The following is a 15,238-nucleotide window of genomic DNA, read 5'->3' as shown; positions in this document are numbered from 1 at the left end:
CGCACAGCAGGCGACAGAGATCCGGTAACGCGGCGCAGGCGCCCGTTCCCGGCGCTGGACGCGGGCGTTTCGGTCAGGCGCCGCGGGCACCTAGCGCGTCTGTGCCTGAGGGCGGCGTTTGGTGAGCGGCACGGGCGCCCGTTACCCCGTCGCGGACGGCGGCGTTGTGGTCAGGCTGTGCGGCCGCCCGTCGGGTCCGTGCCGATGGCAGCGTCTCGGTCGTGCGACGCGGGTGCTCTTCGGGCCCCCGTCGGACGGCAGCGTTTGGTCAGGTGGCGTAGGCGCGCATCGCCTCCTCGTCGGAGGGCAGGCCGTAGCTGCCGATGAGCCAGGCGAAGTTGCCGTATGCCCGTTCCAGGAACAGCCAAGTCGACGGGGACCCGGCCAGCGCGCGGACAACCCGTTTCTGGCGTTCGGTGAGGGCGTCGAACGGAGTGCCCGAGACGATCGGGCCGCCCGGGAAGACCCGCCGCAACGCCTCGCCGACCACCGGCAGCGCCTCGGCTCCGGATACCGTCGGCAGGCGGCCCAGCAGGGCGTCGAGCGCCTCGTCGGACTCGTCGGGCAGCACCAGCGCCAGCGACCGGGCGGCGTAGCCGGCCAGGTCACCGTCGAGATAGGGGACCTCGGTCGCTTGGCCGCCGGCCGCCCAGCTGAGCAGCTCGTCAACCACTCGTCGTGGGGCTGCACGCCCGTGCGCCTTGGCCAGCGCGATGGCGGCTCCGCCCCGGACGACTTCGCGTGGATCGCCCAAGGCGCTCGCGATCGCGGCCTCGGCGAGCACGCTCCCGGCCGTTTCGCCGAGGAGCCCCAGCGACAGGGCGGCAGTCGCTGCCACGGACGCGTCTTCATCGGCGAGCGCTTCGGCAAGCGCAACAGAGCTGGGTGAGGCAGCTCCGGCGATCGGCACCTCTGGGCTGAGCGACGGCGGAGCTGCGTGCACGTCAGGGCGGTCCGACGGCGGAGCGGCGTGTACTTCAGGGTTGGGTGACGGCGAAGCGGGGGCGTGCGCCGCAGGGCTGGGTGGCGGCGGAGCGGCGGTGTGCGCCGCAGGGCTGGCTGAGGGCAGTGCGTCGGTGGACGTCTCCGGGCTGGGTGAGAGGGGTGCGGCGGTGTCGGGGTTGGCTGGGAGGGGTGCGGCGGGATTGAGTGGGAGAGGCGGGGCGATGGGCACGTCGGGGCCGGATGAAGAAAAGTGGGGGCTGGGGGCGGGGAACCAGCCCAGGGCGTACGCGGCCATTCGCCGTACGGCCGGGTCGGGATCTTTCAGCAGCGGCACGAAGAGCGGAACCCCCGCGGCGACCGCCTCGTAGGCGTTCAGCTCGATGCGCGCCTGCAGCCGATCCTGATCGGCCTCGGGCAGGGATGCGAGCGGGCCGCCGTCGCGGAGCAGAGCGGCGCCGCCGGTTGCGGCGGACTGCAGCTCGGCGAGGGGGAAGCCGCCGGGCAGATAGGACTCGTCGGAGCCGATGGCCAGCGCCACCAGCAGCTCGATCACCGACTCCCGGGACGGTGTGGCCGGGGCGGCCGCCAGCTCGAGCAGGAACGGCACCGCATGCGAGCTGGCCTCGTAGCGCGTGCCCTGATGGAAGATGGTGCCGAACAGGCTCCACAGTGATTTCTTGCGCACGTCGGCGTCGTCGGAGCGCAGCGCCCGCAGCTGAGCGGGCACGTCGTCAGCGGGGCCATAGGCGTGATGAAGGTCGGACCAGGGCACGTCGTCCAGCTTTTCGAGCACGGCGCGACCCTACTTCGCCCCTACGACAATTTTGCGCGGCGTGGCAGGGTGGAACGATGTCGGGCGAGGTCGAGGTGTTCGAGCGGTCGCGGGGCCGGCTCGAAGCGATCGCGTATCGGCTGCTGGGGTCCGCTCAGGACGCTGAGGACGCCGTGCAGGACACGTTCCTGCGGTGGCAGGGGGCGGAGCGGCAGTTCATCCGTACGCCGGAAGCCTGGCTCACCAAGGCGTTGACCAATGTGTGCCTGAATCAGCTGACCTCGGCCCGGGTGCGGCGGGAGAGCTACGTGGGGCAGTGGCTGCCCGAGCCGGTGCTCGACGGCGACCGGATGCTCGGGCCGGCCGAGACCGCCGAGCAGCGCGAGTCGGTGTCGATCGCGATGCTCGCGCTGATGGAACGCCTGCCGGCCGGCGAGCGGGCGGTCTACGTGCTGCGCGAGGCGTTCGGCTACCCGCACGCCGAGATCGCGCAGATCCTCGACATCAGCGAGTCCAACAGCCAGCAGTTGCTGCGGCGGGCCCGGCAGCACCTGGTCACCGAGCAGGTCCGGGTCGAGGTCGACGCCGCCGCCACCCGCAAGATTGTCGAGGAGTTCCTGGCCGCGGCGCTCAGCGGCGAGATCGAGCCGCTCGTCCGGCTGCTGACCGACGACGCGCGCGGCGTGGCCGACGGCGGCGGCGAGGTTCCGGCCCGCAGCACGCCGATCATCGGGCCCCTGGCCATCGCGCGGGTGCTGCGCGGTGGGTTCAACGCCGACACGATCCGGCGTTTCATCGGCGACGTCCGGGTCGGCTTCTACGCGGCCGTGGTGAACGACGGTCCGGCGGTGGTGGTCGCGGCCGATGGCGTCGCGGTTCTCGGGGTGATCTCGTTCGACGTGGCGCCCGGTGGCATCGCCGCCCTGCACATCCAGGCCAACCCGCGGAAGCTGCGGCGGCTCGCCGGCCGCTGGCGGGCGAGCGACGACGATGTGATTCAGGTCATCGGCTGACCTGTCAGGAAAGGCGGCCCGCCCCGGTTCAGGAGGTACGCCTACCGGACAGGAGCGCCATCCATGAAGCACCGCATCGTCGTCCTCGGAGCCGGGTATGCCGGAGCGCACGCCGCGGGTCGGCTGGCCCGCCGGCTGCATCCGGGCGACACCCGGGTCACCCTGGTCAACGCCGACCCCGACTTCGTCGAACGGATCCGCCTGCACCAGCTCGCCGCCGGCCAGGATCTGCCGTACCGCCCGCTGCGGGACATCTTCGCGGGCACCCCCGTCGAGCTGCTGCCGGCCTGGGTCACCGGCATCGACGCCGAGCGCAGGACCGTGGTTCTGGGCGACCGCGAGATCCCGTACGAAACCCTGGTCGTCGCCCTGGGCAGCAGCACCCGGGCCGAGCCGGGACGCCATCACGTGTCGAGCCGGGCCGCCGCGCTGCGACTGCGGGAGCGGCTGAGCGAACTCGGTCCGGGCGAGACCGTGCTGGTCGTGGGTGGAGGCCTGACTGCCATCGAGGCCTCGACCGAGATCGCCGAGTCGCGACCGGACCTGCGGGTGCGGATCACGGCACGCCGGGGCGTCGGCACGTGGCTCAGCGACAAGGCGCAACAGCACCTGCAAGCGACTCTGAGCCGGTTGTCCATCACCGAGGTGGCCGAGCAGCAGGACGCCGCGGTGACCGTCTGGACAACGGGATTCAGCGCGACCCCGATTGCTGCGGGTTCGGGGCTGACGGTCTCCGACGTGGGCCGCATCGTCGTCGACGGCTCCATGCGCTCGGTGTCACACCCCAGCGTGTACGCGGTGGGCGACGCCGCCTCGGCCGAGGGCCCGGACGGCCGTCCGATGCGGATGTGCTGCGCGTCGGCGGTGCCGATGGCGTGGCGTGCCGCCGATGCCATCGCCGAGCGCCTGACCGGGCGACTGGCGAAGGAGCTTCCGCTGCGCTACTACGGGCAGTGCATCAGCCTGGGCCGTCGCGACGGCATTCTGCAGATCACGACGGCGGACGACGAACCGACGTCGACCGTCGTCACGGGCCGGCGGGCGGCGCGGATCAAGGAGTGGGTCTGCTCCGGGGCGGCCTGGAACATCGCCTACCCGACCATGATGCTGCCGAGCCGGCGCCGTCACATCCGGAGTGCTCCGGGCGCGCCGGCCGGCACGACCGGGCGTACGGGGGAAACCGCGGGCAATCTGCGGTAGGGCGCACCGTGCGGTGGCCGCGGGTCGGGCTCGCCCGCGTTGGGCCACAGCGAGAGCGCGCGCTCGGCCATGGCGGTGATCGTCAGCGACGGGTTCACGCCCAGGTTGGCGGCCACCGCCGAGCCGTCGACGACGTGCAGGCCGGGGTGCCCGAAGACGCGGTGGTACGGGTCGATGACGCCCTCGCCGGCCGTCGTGCCGATCGCGCAGCCGCCCAGGAAGTGGCCGGTCACCGGGCGTCCGGCCAGCTCGGTCACGGCGCCGAGCGGCACGCCGTCGACCAGCGAGGCGGCGCACCGGGCCGCATCATGGGCGGCCGGCACCCAGTCCGGGTTGGGCACGCCGACGCCCTGGCGGGTCCGCAGCCGGTCGCCGCTGCTGTGCACGGTGATGGAGTTGTCGAGCGACTGCATGGCCAGCAGCACGACGGTCTGTTCCGACCAGTGGCGCGGCCAGGCCAGCAGCCGCAGGTTCCGGCGGTCGCGCACGAGCTCGCGCACGCCGGCCGCGAGCCGGGAGCGGCCGCCGGCGTCGTCGACCAGCACCGTCGACATCAGGGCCAGCAGGTTGCTGCCGCGGCCGTAGCGGACGGGTTCGACGTGTGTGTCGGCGTCGACGTGGATCGACGAAGTGATGGCAACGCCGCGGCTGTAGTCGGTGTCGCGGCGGCGGGTGCGGGCGCCCAGGATCGACTCCGAGTTGGTGCGGCTGAGCTCGCCGAGCCGCGGCGAGAGGTGGGGCAGGCGGCCGCGGTCACGCAGGCGGTGCAGCAGGCGCTGGGTGCCGAGCGCGCCCGCGGCGAAGACGACCTGCCCGGCGGTGAACGTGCGACGGCGGACGCCGCCGGTGTGGCGGGTACGCACGGTGAATCCGCCGGACGCCCGGGCCCGTACGTCGGTGACCGTCGTCAGTGGATGGACCGTGGCGCCGGACCGCTCGGCCAGATACAGGTAATTCTTGACGAGCGTGTTCTTCGCCCCGACCCGGCAGCCGGTCATGCACGACCCGCAGAAGGTGCAGCCTTCCCGGGCCGGTCCGGCGCCACCGAAATACGGGTCGTGCGCTGCGGGACCGAAATGCACGCCCACGGGCGTACGCCGGAAGGTCTTCTCCACCCCCAGTCGAGTGGCCACCTCGAGCAGCACCCGGTCGGACGCGGTCTCCTGCGGATTGTCGGTGACGCCGAGCATGCGCCGGGCCTGGTCGTAGGCGGGCGCCAGTTCGGCCTTCCAGTCGGTGACCGCGGCCCAGCGCGGATCCGCGAAGAAGCGGTCGGGCGGCTCGTAGAGGGTGTTGGCATAGCCCAGCGACCCGCCGCCGACCCCGGCCCCCGACATGATCAGCACATTGTCGAGCAGGGTCAGCCGCAGAATGCCGAAGCAGCGCAGCGCGGGCGCGAAGAGGTAGCGGCGCAACCGCCACGACGTGCGCGGAAGCTCATCGTCGGCGAAGCGGCGGCCGGCCTCGAGCACGGCCACCCGGTAGCCCTTCTCGGTCAGCCGCAGCGCGCTGACGCTGCCGCCGAATCCTGATCCGACGACGAGCACGTCGTAGTCGTACGCCATGGCGTACGGTGACATCGTTGTTGGCGGTCTGTCAATAAGCGGAGTGGGTCGGGTGCGGTATCACCGAGAGGGCGCCGGAAGTCCGCTCGTTCTCATACATGGGATCGGCAGCCGGTGGCAGGTGTGGAAGCCGGTGCTGCCCGCGCTGGCCGCGCAGCGTGATGTGATCGCGGTCGATCTGCCGGGTTTCGGGTCGTCGCCACCGGACGGTGGGCCGGGCGACGTGCCGCATCTCGCCGACCGGGTCACCGAATTGCTCGATGCGCTCGGCGTCACGCGGCCGGCGGTGGGCGGCAGTTCGCTGGGTGGGGCAGTCGCGCTGGAACTGGGACGCCGGGGGGTGGCGCGGGTGGTGACGGCATTCGCTCCGGTCGGCTTCTACGGCTCGTCCGGGGCCCGGTGGTGTCAGGGGACTGTGGGCGCGGCGCGCAGTGGCGGCGCTCTGCTCGGCCCGGTTCTCCCTGCCCTGCTGCGGACCCGGGCCGGGCGGGCCGCGCTGTGCGGGCTCTTCTATGCGCGTCCGCTGCGCCTGACCCCGGACGAGGCGGTGGACGACGCCCGGGCACTGGTGGCGGCGCCCGGATTCGCCGGTGCCCGCCGCGAGCTGGGGGCCTGGCGCTTCGCCGGGGCGGGCGCCGTGCCGACGACGATCGCCTGGGGGACGCGCGATCTGGTGCTGCCCTACGGCCAGGCGAGGCGCGCTCGGCGGCTGCTTCCCGAGGCCCGGCACGTACGGCTGAAGGGGTGCGGTCACCTGCCGTTCGGCGACGATCCGGCGGTGTGCGCGCGGCTGCTCCTCGAGACTGCCTGAAGCCTATTGGCACACCGCCAACAGGCTGCTACTTTCGGCACACATCCCCGACGGCTAAGGCGGTCAGCCATGAGCCACTCCACGGCCCCGCTCGTCGGCGTGCGTTTTGGTGATCGTGCCATCTCGTTCCTGCCGGCCGCGCACCTCGCCGACCGCTGGGGCTCGCACTACATGAACACCTGGTGCGGCACCGAGCTGACCACGCTCGACGACCACCGGAAGTACAGCCCGTGAATCCCCGGATCGTCGTCGTCGGAGCCGGCTTCGGCGGGACGGCGGCCGCTGCCGCCCTGCTGAAGGCCGGCTTCGACGACGTCGTGGTGCTCGAGAAGGCGCCGTCGATCGGCGGGGTGTGGCGCGACAACACCTATCCGGGCTGCGCGTGCGACGTTCCCGCGCCGCTGTACTCGTATTCGTTCGCGCCGAATCCACGTTGGAGCCGGCGTTTCCCGTCGCACGACGAGATACTGGCCTACCTGCGGTCGACGGCGGCCGCGCTCGGCGTGGCATCCCGGGTGCGGGTCAACGCGGAGGTGACATCGGCGGTCTGGTCGGACGGCCGGTGGCTGGTAACGACCCGGGACGGTCTCGTGGTCGAGGCGGACGTTCTGGTGCCGGCGGTGGGTCAGCTCGGCAACCCGGTGCTGCCGCCGATCCCGGGCGACTTCGCCGGACCAGCTGTGCACACGGCCCGGTGGCGTGCGGATCTGCCGATCGACGGCGCCCGCATCGGGGTCATCGGCACCGGGGCGAGCGCCATTCAGCTGGTGCCCGCGCTCGCCGGCCGCGCCGCTCACATAACTGTCTTCCAGCGGACTCCACCCTGGACGATCCCACGCCCGGATCGCCGCTATGGTGCAGGCCGCCGTTTCGCGTACGGGAAAATGCCCGCGCTGATGAAGCTGCCGCGAGCCGGCGTGTGGGCGATGACGCTGGTCACCGGCCGAGCCCTCACCGGCGGCCGGGTGGCGAGCGCCTTCGTGCGCACGGTCTCCCGGCTCCAGCGCCGTGTCCAGGTGCGCGATGCCGCCCTGCGGGCCCGGGTCACACCGGACGAGCCGATGGGCTGCAAACGGGTGCTGTTCACCAACCGATGGCTGCCGGCGCTGTCCCGCCCCGACGTCTCCCTGGTCACCGAGAAGATCCTCGAGAAGACCCCGTCCGGCGTACGAACCGCGGACGGCACAGTCCACCGGTGCGACCTGCTGATCTACGCCACCGGCTTCGCCGCCACCGACTTCCTGGCCGGCATGACGGTCGAAGGCCGCGACGGCCGCCGCCTGACCGACGAATGGGCGACCGGCGCCTACGCCCACCTGGGACTGGCAGTTCCCGGCTTTCCCAACCTCTTCCTGATGTACGGCCCCAACACCAACTCGGGCAACACGTCGGTCCTGTATTTCCTGGAGCACCAGGCCGCCTACATCGTCCAGGCCGTGCAACGCCTGGCCGCCGGCGGCCGTCCCCTGGAGGTGCGTCGCTCGGTGGCCGCAGCCTTCGACAGCGAGATCCAGCGCCGCCTCGCCGACAGCGTCTGGACAGCCTGCCGGAGCTGGTACCGCAACGCCGCCGGCCGCATCGTCACCAACTGGCCCGGCATGGCCTCCGAATACCGACGCCGGGTCGCCCGCCTCGACCCCACGGACTACGAACCCTCGTCGTAACGTGCTGTCATGACCGACGGCCCGGCCCGCTTCGGCGGACGCAACGACGTGGAACTGGCGATAGTCCTGGACTGCGCCGACCTGGAACGGTCGGCGGCCTTCTGGTGCGGCGTGCTCGGCTACCGGGCCGAGCACGGCTCACCGGGCCGCTACCAGACTCTGCTACCTCCCGACGGCAACGGCATCGAGTTGCTGCTCCAGCAAGTGCCCGAACCCAAGACCACCAAGACCCGCTTGCACCTGGACCTGCGCGTGCCCGACCTCGAAGCCGGGACCGCCCGCGTGACGGCACTCGGCGCCCGCCGTCTCACCACCGACCCCATCGAGGAACACGGTTGGACCTGGCACGTCCTGACCGACCCCGACGACAACGAGTTCTGCATCCTCCAGCCTCCGGCGGCCCGTCGCCTGCGGGCGTTTTGAGCTCGCCCGCGGGCCGGCTGCTGTCAGCTGGTGAGGCGGAAGCTCTGGGCGGCGGTGCCGTTGCAGGTGTACTGCACGAGCTGGACGCTGTCGGCCTGGGAGGCGGCCGGGACGTCCAGGCACTTGCCGCTGTTGCGGTTGACGAAGTGGTAGTAGCCGCCGCCCTCGGTGACGGGCTGCCACTGCTGGTTGTTGCCGCCGCCGTACATCCACGTCTGGATCGGGGCGTTGTCGGCGGTGGACACGTTGGTGACGTCCAGGGCCTGGGCGGGGTTTCCTCGCTGGTTGATGCGGACATAGCCGCCGCTGGTCGGGGCGAACTGGTACTGCTGGGCGTTGCTGCCGTTGCAGGCGTACTGCTGGATCGCGGTTCCGTTCGTCGTGCCGGCGGCTCGGGCGTCCAGGCATTTTCCGCTGTTCCTGTTGACCACGGGATACCAGGCGGCCGGGTCGATGGGCGTCTCGGTGGGTGGCTGACCGCCACCCGCGCCGGCCAGCCACTTGATGCTGTTGATCAGCCAGGTGTTCTGCTGAGGGCTGGCGAAGGTGGACGACGTGCGGGTGTTGGTCTCGTAGTTCATGGCGTTGTGGCCGACGTTGGTGTAGATCATTTTGTAGTTCCGGTTGGACCAGATCAGCGGGTAAAAGCCGCTGCGCCACTGCTGGTTCGGGTCGGTGCCGACCGGGAAGCTGGACGCGTCGATCGACGCCAGGATGTCGATGTCGGGGTTCTGCCGCAGGTCACGGCTCCACGAGTACCACTCGCTGACCGCCGACGGGATGGTCGCGGGCAGGCCGGCCGTGGTCGGGTGCGTGCCGAGCCGCAGCGTCTCGGCCGTGGGGCCCCACGTGTTGGTGGCGAAGTTGCCCGAGCCCAGGAACGTGTTGTAGTACCAGCTCCAGTCGTTGGCGTTCGTGGTGAACGCGCTGACGTGGAAGCCCAGGAAGCCGCCGCCGTTCTCCATGTACTGCTGGAAGGCGGCCCGCCGGTTGGCCGGGGGAGCGTCGTCCAGGAACATGATGACCTGGTAGCCGGCCAGGCCGGACGCGCTCAGCCGGCTCCAGTCGGTGGTCGCCTCCCAGGTGAAGCCGTTCTGGGCGCCGGCTTGCGGGAACCACTCCCGCGCCTCCTTGTCGAAGTCGATGTGCGCGGCGTCGTACGTTCCGTTGTAGAAGGCGAGCACCTTGAACGGGTCGGCGGCGTGCGCGGGTTGCACCGGCGCGGCGACGACGCCGAGGAGGATGGCGGCGGCCGCGAGGGCGCGTTTGAGCAGACGCATGGCGATACCTCAGGGGATGAGTGCGGGGATGGTGGGGAGCGGCGCCGCGCTCTCATCCTGAGGCATCGACAGGACTTGATACAAGCAATAGTTAAGCTAATTTCCAAAAGGGTCGTACGCGGTGCCGTCGCACCAGCGGAGCACGGGCCCGGGCTCGATCGACACCGGCCGCTCGGCGACGATGACCACGCGCCGGCCCGGCCACCACGGACCCGCCGCGTTCGCGTCGCGGTAGGCGGCCAGCCGCTGCGGCAGCTCGCCCAGCGGGTGGCCGGTCGCGGCCACCGCCTCCGTCAGCCTCGTCGCCATGTCGAGCCACGGGGCCAGGCTCTGCCCGTGCAGGTGGAAGTAGCGGTCGTTCCGTTCGGCCGGGGGCGGGACGCCCGGGCCCAGGCGGGGCCGGGGCCGGGGCAGCTGCCGGGCCGCGGATTCGAGCGCCGCGCGTGCCCGCGGCGGGTCGGTCGCCCGGAGCGCGTCCCGGCCGCTGAGCTCCAGGTGGTCGCCCACGTCGAGGGGAATGCCCGGGCTCGCGCAGGGCGCCTCCACGGCGCCGAGCAGCGTCCGGAGCTCGCTCGTCATCCGCGCCCGCAACCCGTCCGGCGGCCGGGAGTGGACCGATTCGAGATCGCGTGCCCGCTCGACCGCGTTCCACAAGGGAGGGCCGTCGTCGTAGAGCGGCTGGGCCAGCCGGCGCAGCATCACCCCGGTGTACGGCGAGTCGGCCCAGACGATCGACGCGGGTTCGGCCAGTCCGTCGAGCCGGTAGCAGGCCCGGATTCCCGCCTCCACCGTTTCACGGCCGGCCGGCGCGGTCAGCCACGCCCACTCCAGCCAGCGCGGGTCGGCGCGGACCGGCACGTCCGCGAGCACCTCGGCCGGGTCGGCCAGCCGGGTCAGCCACGAGGGCCCGGCCAGGGGCGCTTCCCAGGGGCGCCAAGCCATCGCGGCCTGCGCGTGCCGGGCGTCCTGCCGTGGCCGCCCCGGCCGGGACGCGATGGCCCGCGCCCGGTTCCGCATCGCCTCGTCCGGGTGCAGGAGCGCGGCGCCGATCGCCTCCGGACCGGCCGCGTCCACCCGTCGTTCCAGCGCTTCGGGATCGGGCGGCGACGTGGCGCGCCACGCCCGGTCGTCCACGCCCGGCGCGAGCTCGGCCCGCACGGACGCGCGGAGGGCATCGTCGGACAGCAGCCGATCGAGGTGCCACGCGCGCAGCGCCTCCTCGGCGCCGGGCCGCTGGCCCGGGAGCGGTCGCAGCTTCCCCGTCCGCAGCCACACCGCGTGCAGCACGCGGTAGTACAGGCCGTGGGGCGGCAATCCGGGTGCGCCGCGGCGGTCGTCGCGGAACCGGAAACCGTGGTGGCTCACCTCGATCGGCGGGTGGGTCTGCTGATACCAGGCGTCGACCAGCGCGTTCAGCCGCTGCTCGTCGGCGTCGCACACAGCGCCGATCGCCTCGAGGGGCGCCGTGGTCGGGGGCAGCGCTGCGCCCGTGAGGTACTGCCGGAGGTGCCGCGGGCTGACCCGGGCCCGCAGCGCGACTGTGAGGAGCGCCCGCTGCCCGACGAGCCGGGTCAGGAGCGCCCCGACCGTTTCCACGCCGGTCAGTTTAGAGAGCGGGCCAGCTCCGCGTTGCGCGCAGCGAATTCGGACCATTCCGGCGGCGTACGGTCGAGATAGCGCCGCGAGGCGGCCGGTGCGCACGCCCGTTGCTCCCACCGGTCGAGCCGTCCGGCGCGCATCTGGAACTTCACGAGCATGCCGTCCGCGTACCCGTGCACCTCGAAATCGGAGCCGGCCGCCAGCAGGGTCACCTTCTGCTCGGCCCCGATCCACGCGACCGCCTCGATCTCCTGCTGGATCCGGCCGGCCAGCTCGAACGCCAGGTTCGCCGAGGCCCGGTCGCGCAGGAGCGCCAACTCCCGCCGTACGCCGGAAAGCGCGCCCGCCTCGCGCCGCAGAACGGCCTTGATGGAAGCCAGCATCGCGTCCCGGTCCTCGGGGCCCACACCCCGAATCCGGGCGAGGTCGCGTAGCCCGCCGTCGAGCCGCTCGTCCGTGTAGCGCAGCGGCAGCACGCGTTCGAGCCCCGACACCGCGAGCCGGGCCTGCGTGCCACCCAGGTACGGACCGAAGTCGGCCGCCACGCCCGGCCGCCAGTGCGCCGGCTCGATCCTCGACGCCGACACCCGGATGCAGAAGGGCGCCTCCAGGCCGCCACGGATCCGGTTCCACCGCGGCTTCGAGCGCTCCAGCAGGTTGCGTTCGAGCCAGGCCGCCTCGTGCGCCGAGTCGCAGGCGACGGCCTCCACCCGGGCGATCTGCGGAACCATCCGCCGCAGATGCCGCCGGTCCCGCAGGTCACCCCAGTACGATCCGACACGGCTGCGCAGATGCGTGGCCCGCCCGACATAGAGCACCCGCCCGCCGGCATCCCGGAACCGGTAGACCCCGGGCGCTGCCGGCAGGTCGGCCCCCGGACGACTGCTCACCGCCGAAGAGTAGATCCCGTCAGACGTACGCCGAAGGCAACTCGCCGATCGGCGGGTAGTCGAGCTGATCGTTCCGCTTACTGTCGTTGATCCGTTGACGGCGGCGCGGCGCTCGCGCGCTCGATGAGGGTGGTCGGCACCAGGACGGTGCCGGGCGGCACGGTGTGGCGGTTGATCTGCTCGAGCAGGGCCTGCACGCAGCGCCGGCCGACCTCGGCCCAGTCCTGGTGGACCGTGGTCAGCGGGGGCATGTACGAGGCGGCGTCGGGGATGTCGTCGAAGCCGACCACGCTGACGTCCTCGGGGACCCGGCGGCCGTTCTCGTGCAGGGCGCGCAGCACGCCGAGGGCCATCTGGTCGTTGGCGGCGAAGATCGCGGTGCACTCGGGGCGGGCGGCCAGCCTCAGCCCGGCACGGTAGCCCGACTCGGCCGACCAGTCCCCGTGCTCGCTCGGCGGGACCGGGCGTCCGGCGTCCTCGAGCACCTGCCGCCAGGCCTGGGCGCGGCGGGAGCTGGAGAACGACTCGTCGGGGCCGGTGACGTGCCAGACCGTCTCGTGGCCGAGGGCGAGCAGGTGGCGTACGGCCTGGCGGGCGCCCTCGGCCTGGTCGACGTCGACGACGGGGTAGCGGTCGCCGGCGTCGGAGTCGACGACCACGACCGGCACGCCCGGCGGCAGCGTGAGGTCGACCGCGTCCAGGAGGTGCACTTCCATGATCACGATGATGCCGTCGACGGCCAGTTCGCCGAGGCGGGTGAAGGCGCCGAGCACGCCGTCCTGGGTCGGCACGGCGACCGGGATCAGCGTGATCGCGTACCCCTCGCGGGCGGCATGGGCCGCGATCGCCTCGACCGTCCGGCTGTTGCCGGTGGTCGCGAGTGTGAACAAGATGACACCGATTGTGCGAAATTCGCCGCGTTTCAGCGCACGCGCGGCACTATTAGGTCGATAGCCCAGTTGTTGCATCGCGTTCAGAACCTCGCGGCGCGTCGACTCGAGCACGCCCGGGTGACCGGTCGAGACCCGGCTGACCGTCTGGGCGGAGACCCCAGCTAGACGCGCCACGTCGGCCATCGAGACGCCGCGGCGACGGTTGCTTGACGTTCGCTGCACTCGGTGAAACTATCACCCGCATGTTTACGCAAACATCACAGCAGTGAACCGAAAGAAACATTGTCGAACGCTCCGCGACGCGTCATGTTTGCGTAAACATCTCGGCTTCGGGCAAGACAGGATGAGGGCAGATGGCAGTTCCACTCGCGGCAGCGCCGCCGGCGACCAGACGAGCGCGCCGCTCATATCGGGGCTGGCAGTTCGTCGGCCCGTTCATGATCGTGTTCGCCCTGGTCTTCCTGGCCCCGATCGTGTACGCGATCTACCTCAGCCTCTACCGCAACCGGCTCATCGGCGGTAACGCGTTCGTCGGCCTGGACAACTACACCCAGGCGCTGCAGGACCCGCAGTTCTGGTCCGGCGTCGGCCGCGTCGGGCTCTTCCTGGTCGTCCAGGTGCCGATCATGCTCTTCCTGGCCCTGCTGGTGGCGCTGGCCCTGGACAGCGGCCGCCTCTACGGCAAGAGCTTCTTCCGGGTCTCGATCTTCCTGCCGTACGCGGTGCCGGCCGTGGTCGCCGCGCTCATGTGGGGCTTCATCTACGGGTCGCAGTTCGGCCTGATCGGCAACCTCAACGACGCCCTCGGGATCACCCTGCCCGACCCGCTGAAGCCCAGCCTCATCCTGGCCTCGATCGGCAACATCACGACCTGGACGTTCGTCGGCTACAACATGCTGATCTTCTATTCGGCCCTGCAGGTCGTGCCGAAGTCGCTCTACGAGTCGGCTGCGATCGACGGCGCCGGCCAGGTCCGGATCATCCGCTCGATCAAGCTGCCGGCCATCCGGGGCGCGCTGGTCATCGCCACGATCTTCTCGATCATCGGCAGCTTCCAGCTGTTCAACGAGCCGGCCATCCTGCGCAACCTGGCGCCGAACGCGATCACCACGTACTTCACGCCGAACTTCTACGCCTACTCGCTGACCTTCTCGGGCCAGCAGATCAACTACTCCGCGGCGATCGCGGTCGTGATGGCCGTGATCACCATGATCGTCGCCTACGTGGTGCAGCTGCGCGGGACGAAGGACCTCTGATGACCACGACCTCGGTGCCGAAGACCTCCCCGCGTACGTCGAAGCCGGTGACCCTGTCGCCGAAGCGGCCCCGCCGCAAGGGCAGCGTCCTGCTGACCGTGCTCACCGCGGTGATGGCCATCTACTCGCTGTTCCCGCTGGTCTGGCTGCTGATCAACTCGACCAAGACCCAGGAGGGGCTGTTCTCCTCCTTCGGGCTCTGGTTCGACGACGGCAAGTTCGCGTTCTTCAGCAACATCGCCGACACGTTCACGTACAACGACGGCATCTTCACCCGCTGGCTGCTCAACACCCTGCTGTACGTGGTCGTCGGCGCGGGCGGGGCGACGTTCCTGGCCCTGCTGGGCGGGTACGGGCTGGCCAAGTTCGACTTCGTCGGCAAGAAGGCGGTCTTCGCGATCGTCATCGGCGCGGTGGCCGTGCCGCCGACCGCGCTCGCCGTCCCGACGTTCCTGATGTTCAGCAAGATGGGGCTCACCAACACCCCGTGGGCCGTGATCATCCCGTCGCTGATCTCGCCGTTCGGGCTGTACCTGATGTGGACCTTCGCCGCCCAGGCCGTGCCGACCGAGATGCTCGAGGCGGCCCGGGTCGACGGGGCCGGCGAGTTCCGCACGCTGTTCCGCCTCAGCGTGCCGCTGCTCATGCCCGGCCTCATCACGACCCTGCTCTTCACCATGGTCGCGACCATGAACAACTACTTCCTGCCGCTGATCATGCTCAAGAACCCGGACTGGTACCCGCTCACCGTGGGCCTGAACTCGTGGAACGCCCAGGCCGCGACCGCGGGCGGCGAGGCCGTCTTCAACCTCGTCATCACCGGTTCGCTGATCACCGTCGTCCTGCTCCTCGCAGCGTTCCTCTCGCTGCAGCGTTACTGGCAGTCCGGCCTGGCCGCCGGCTCCGTCAAAGAATGAACACCCCGAA

14 protein-coding genes are annotated in these 15,238 nt (G+C 71.2%); 8 read left to right on the top strand and 6 right to left on the bottom strand.

The features are described 5' to 3' along the window. Positions 1-268: 268 nt before the first annotated feature. A complete protein-coding gene (locus LXN57_RS22020; protein ID WP_251800059.1) occupies positions 269-1,738 on the bottom strand; it encodes a HEAT repeat domain-containing protein in 1,470 nt (489 codons plus the stop codon). Positions 1,739-1,794: 56 nt separating this feature from the next. Between LXN57_RS22020 and LXN57_RS22015 the strand changes: the two genes are divergently transcribed. Next, positions 1,795-2,730, top strand: a complete 936-nt coding sequence (locus LXN57_RS22015; protein ID WP_251800058.1) for a sigma-70 family RNA polymerase sigma factor — start codon at positions 1,795-1,797, stop codon at positions 2,728-2,730. A 63-nt stretch (positions 2,731-2,793) separates the two neighbouring features. Continuing rightward, complete coding sequence (locus LXN57_RS22010) at positions 2,794-3,930, top strand: NAD(P)/FAD-dependent oxidoreductase (RefSeq protein WP_251800057.1); 1,137 nt, start codon at positions 2,794-2,796, stop codon at positions 3,928-3,930. Here the strand turns inward: LXN57_RS22010 and LXN57_RS22005 are convergent. After that, the gene (locus tag LXN57_RS22005; protein WP_285904656.1) at positions 3,855-5,510 is read right to left on the bottom strand and encodes a GMC oxidoreductase; all 1,656 of its coding nucleotides are present in this window, start codon (positions 5,508-5,510) and stop codon (positions 3,855-3,857) included. The genes LXN57_RS22010 and LXN57_RS22005 overlap by 76 nt on opposite strands. A gap of 37 nt (positions 5,511-5,547) precedes the next feature. On the opposite strand from LXN57_RS22005, the gene LXN57_RS22000 reads away from it, so the two are divergent. The 4 genes from LXN57_RS22000 (at position 5,548) to LXN57_RS21985 (ending at position 8,393) form a co-directional block, all read left to right on the top strand. Next, positions 5,548-6,306, top strand: coding sequence for an alpha/beta fold hydrolase (locus LXN57_RS22000; RefSeq protein ID WP_251800056.1), 759 nt, complete (start codon positions 5,548-5,550; stop codon positions 6,304-6,306). A gap of 69 nt (positions 6,307-6,375) precedes the next feature. Further along, positions 6,376-6,540 (top strand): hypothetical protein, encoded by a 165-nt coding sequence (locus tag LXN57_RS21995; RefSeq protein WP_251800055.1) that lies wholly within the window; start codon positions 6,376-6,378, stop codon positions 6,538-6,540. After that, positions 6,537-7,970: a flavin-containing monooxygenase gene (locus LXN57_RS21990; RefSeq protein ID WP_251800054.1), complete on the top strand. Its 1,434-nt coding sequence runs from the start codon at positions 6,537-6,539 to the stop codon at positions 7,968-7,970. Before LXN57_RS21995 ends, LXN57_RS21990 begins: the two co-directional genes overlap by 4 nt. Before the next feature lie 9 nt (positions 7,971-7,979). Beyond that, positions 7,980-8,393 (top strand): VOC family protein, encoded by a 414-nt coding sequence (locus tag LXN57_RS21985; protein WP_251800053.1) that lies wholly within the window; start codon positions 7,980-7,982, stop codon positions 8,391-8,393. Positions 8,394-8,416: 23 nt separating this feature from the next. Here LXN57_RS21985 and LXN57_RS21980 read toward each other — a convergent pair whose 3' ends face one another. From LXN57_RS21980 to LXN57_RS21965, 4 genes are all read right to left on the bottom strand, one after another. Continuing rightward, positions 8,417-9,673 carry an RICIN domain-containing protein gene (locus LXN57_RS21980; RefSeq protein WP_251800052.1) on the bottom strand — a complete coding sequence of 419 codons (1,257 nt, stop codon included), beginning with the start codon at positions 9,671-9,673 and terminating at the stop codon, positions 8,417-8,419. A gap of 96 nt (positions 9,674-9,769) precedes the next feature. Then, positions 9,770-11,269 (bottom strand): serine/threonine-protein kinase, encoded by a 1,500-nt coding sequence (locus tag LXN57_RS21975; protein ID WP_251800051.1) that lies wholly within the window; start codon positions 11,267-11,269, stop codon positions 9,770-9,772. 5 nt (positions 11,270-11,274) lie between these two features. Continuing rightward, positions 11,275-12,162, bottom strand: a complete 888-nt coding sequence (locus LXN57_RS21970) for a GIY-YIG nuclease family protein (RefSeq protein ID WP_251800050.1) — start codon at positions 12,160-12,162, stop codon at positions 11,275-11,277. A gap of 77 nt (positions 12,163-12,239) precedes the next feature. Next, on the bottom strand, positions 12,240-13,238 hold the full coding sequence (locus LXN57_RS21965) for a LacI family DNA-binding transcriptional regulator (protein WP_438872899.1): 999 nt from the start codon (positions 13,236-13,238) through the stop codon (positions 12,240-12,242). A 170-nt stretch (positions 13,239-13,408) separates the two neighbouring features. On the opposite strand from LXN57_RS21965, the gene LXN57_RS21960 reads away from it, so the two are divergent. Continuing rightward, entirely contained in the window at positions 13,409-14,311 is a 903-nt protein-coding gene (locus LXN57_RS21960; RefSeq protein ID WP_221377300.1) for a carbohydrate ABC transporter permease, read from the top strand. Next, entirely contained in the window at positions 14,311-15,228 is a 918-nt protein-coding gene (locus LXN57_RS21955; RefSeq protein ID WP_438872898.1) for a carbohydrate ABC transporter permease, read from the top strand. The genes LXN57_RS21960 and LXN57_RS21955 overlap by 1 nt, the downstream gene beginning before the upstream one ends. The last annotated feature ends 10 nt before the right edge of the window (positions 15,229-15,238 follow it).

It is taken from the genome of Paractinoplanes hotanensis (assembly GCF_023717965.1).
GTDB lineage: Bacteria > Actinomycetota > Actinomycetes > Mycobacteriales > Micromonosporaceae > Actinoplanes > Actinoplanes polyasparticus.
This window is presented reverse-complemented; position numbering and strand designations above follow the sequence as displayed.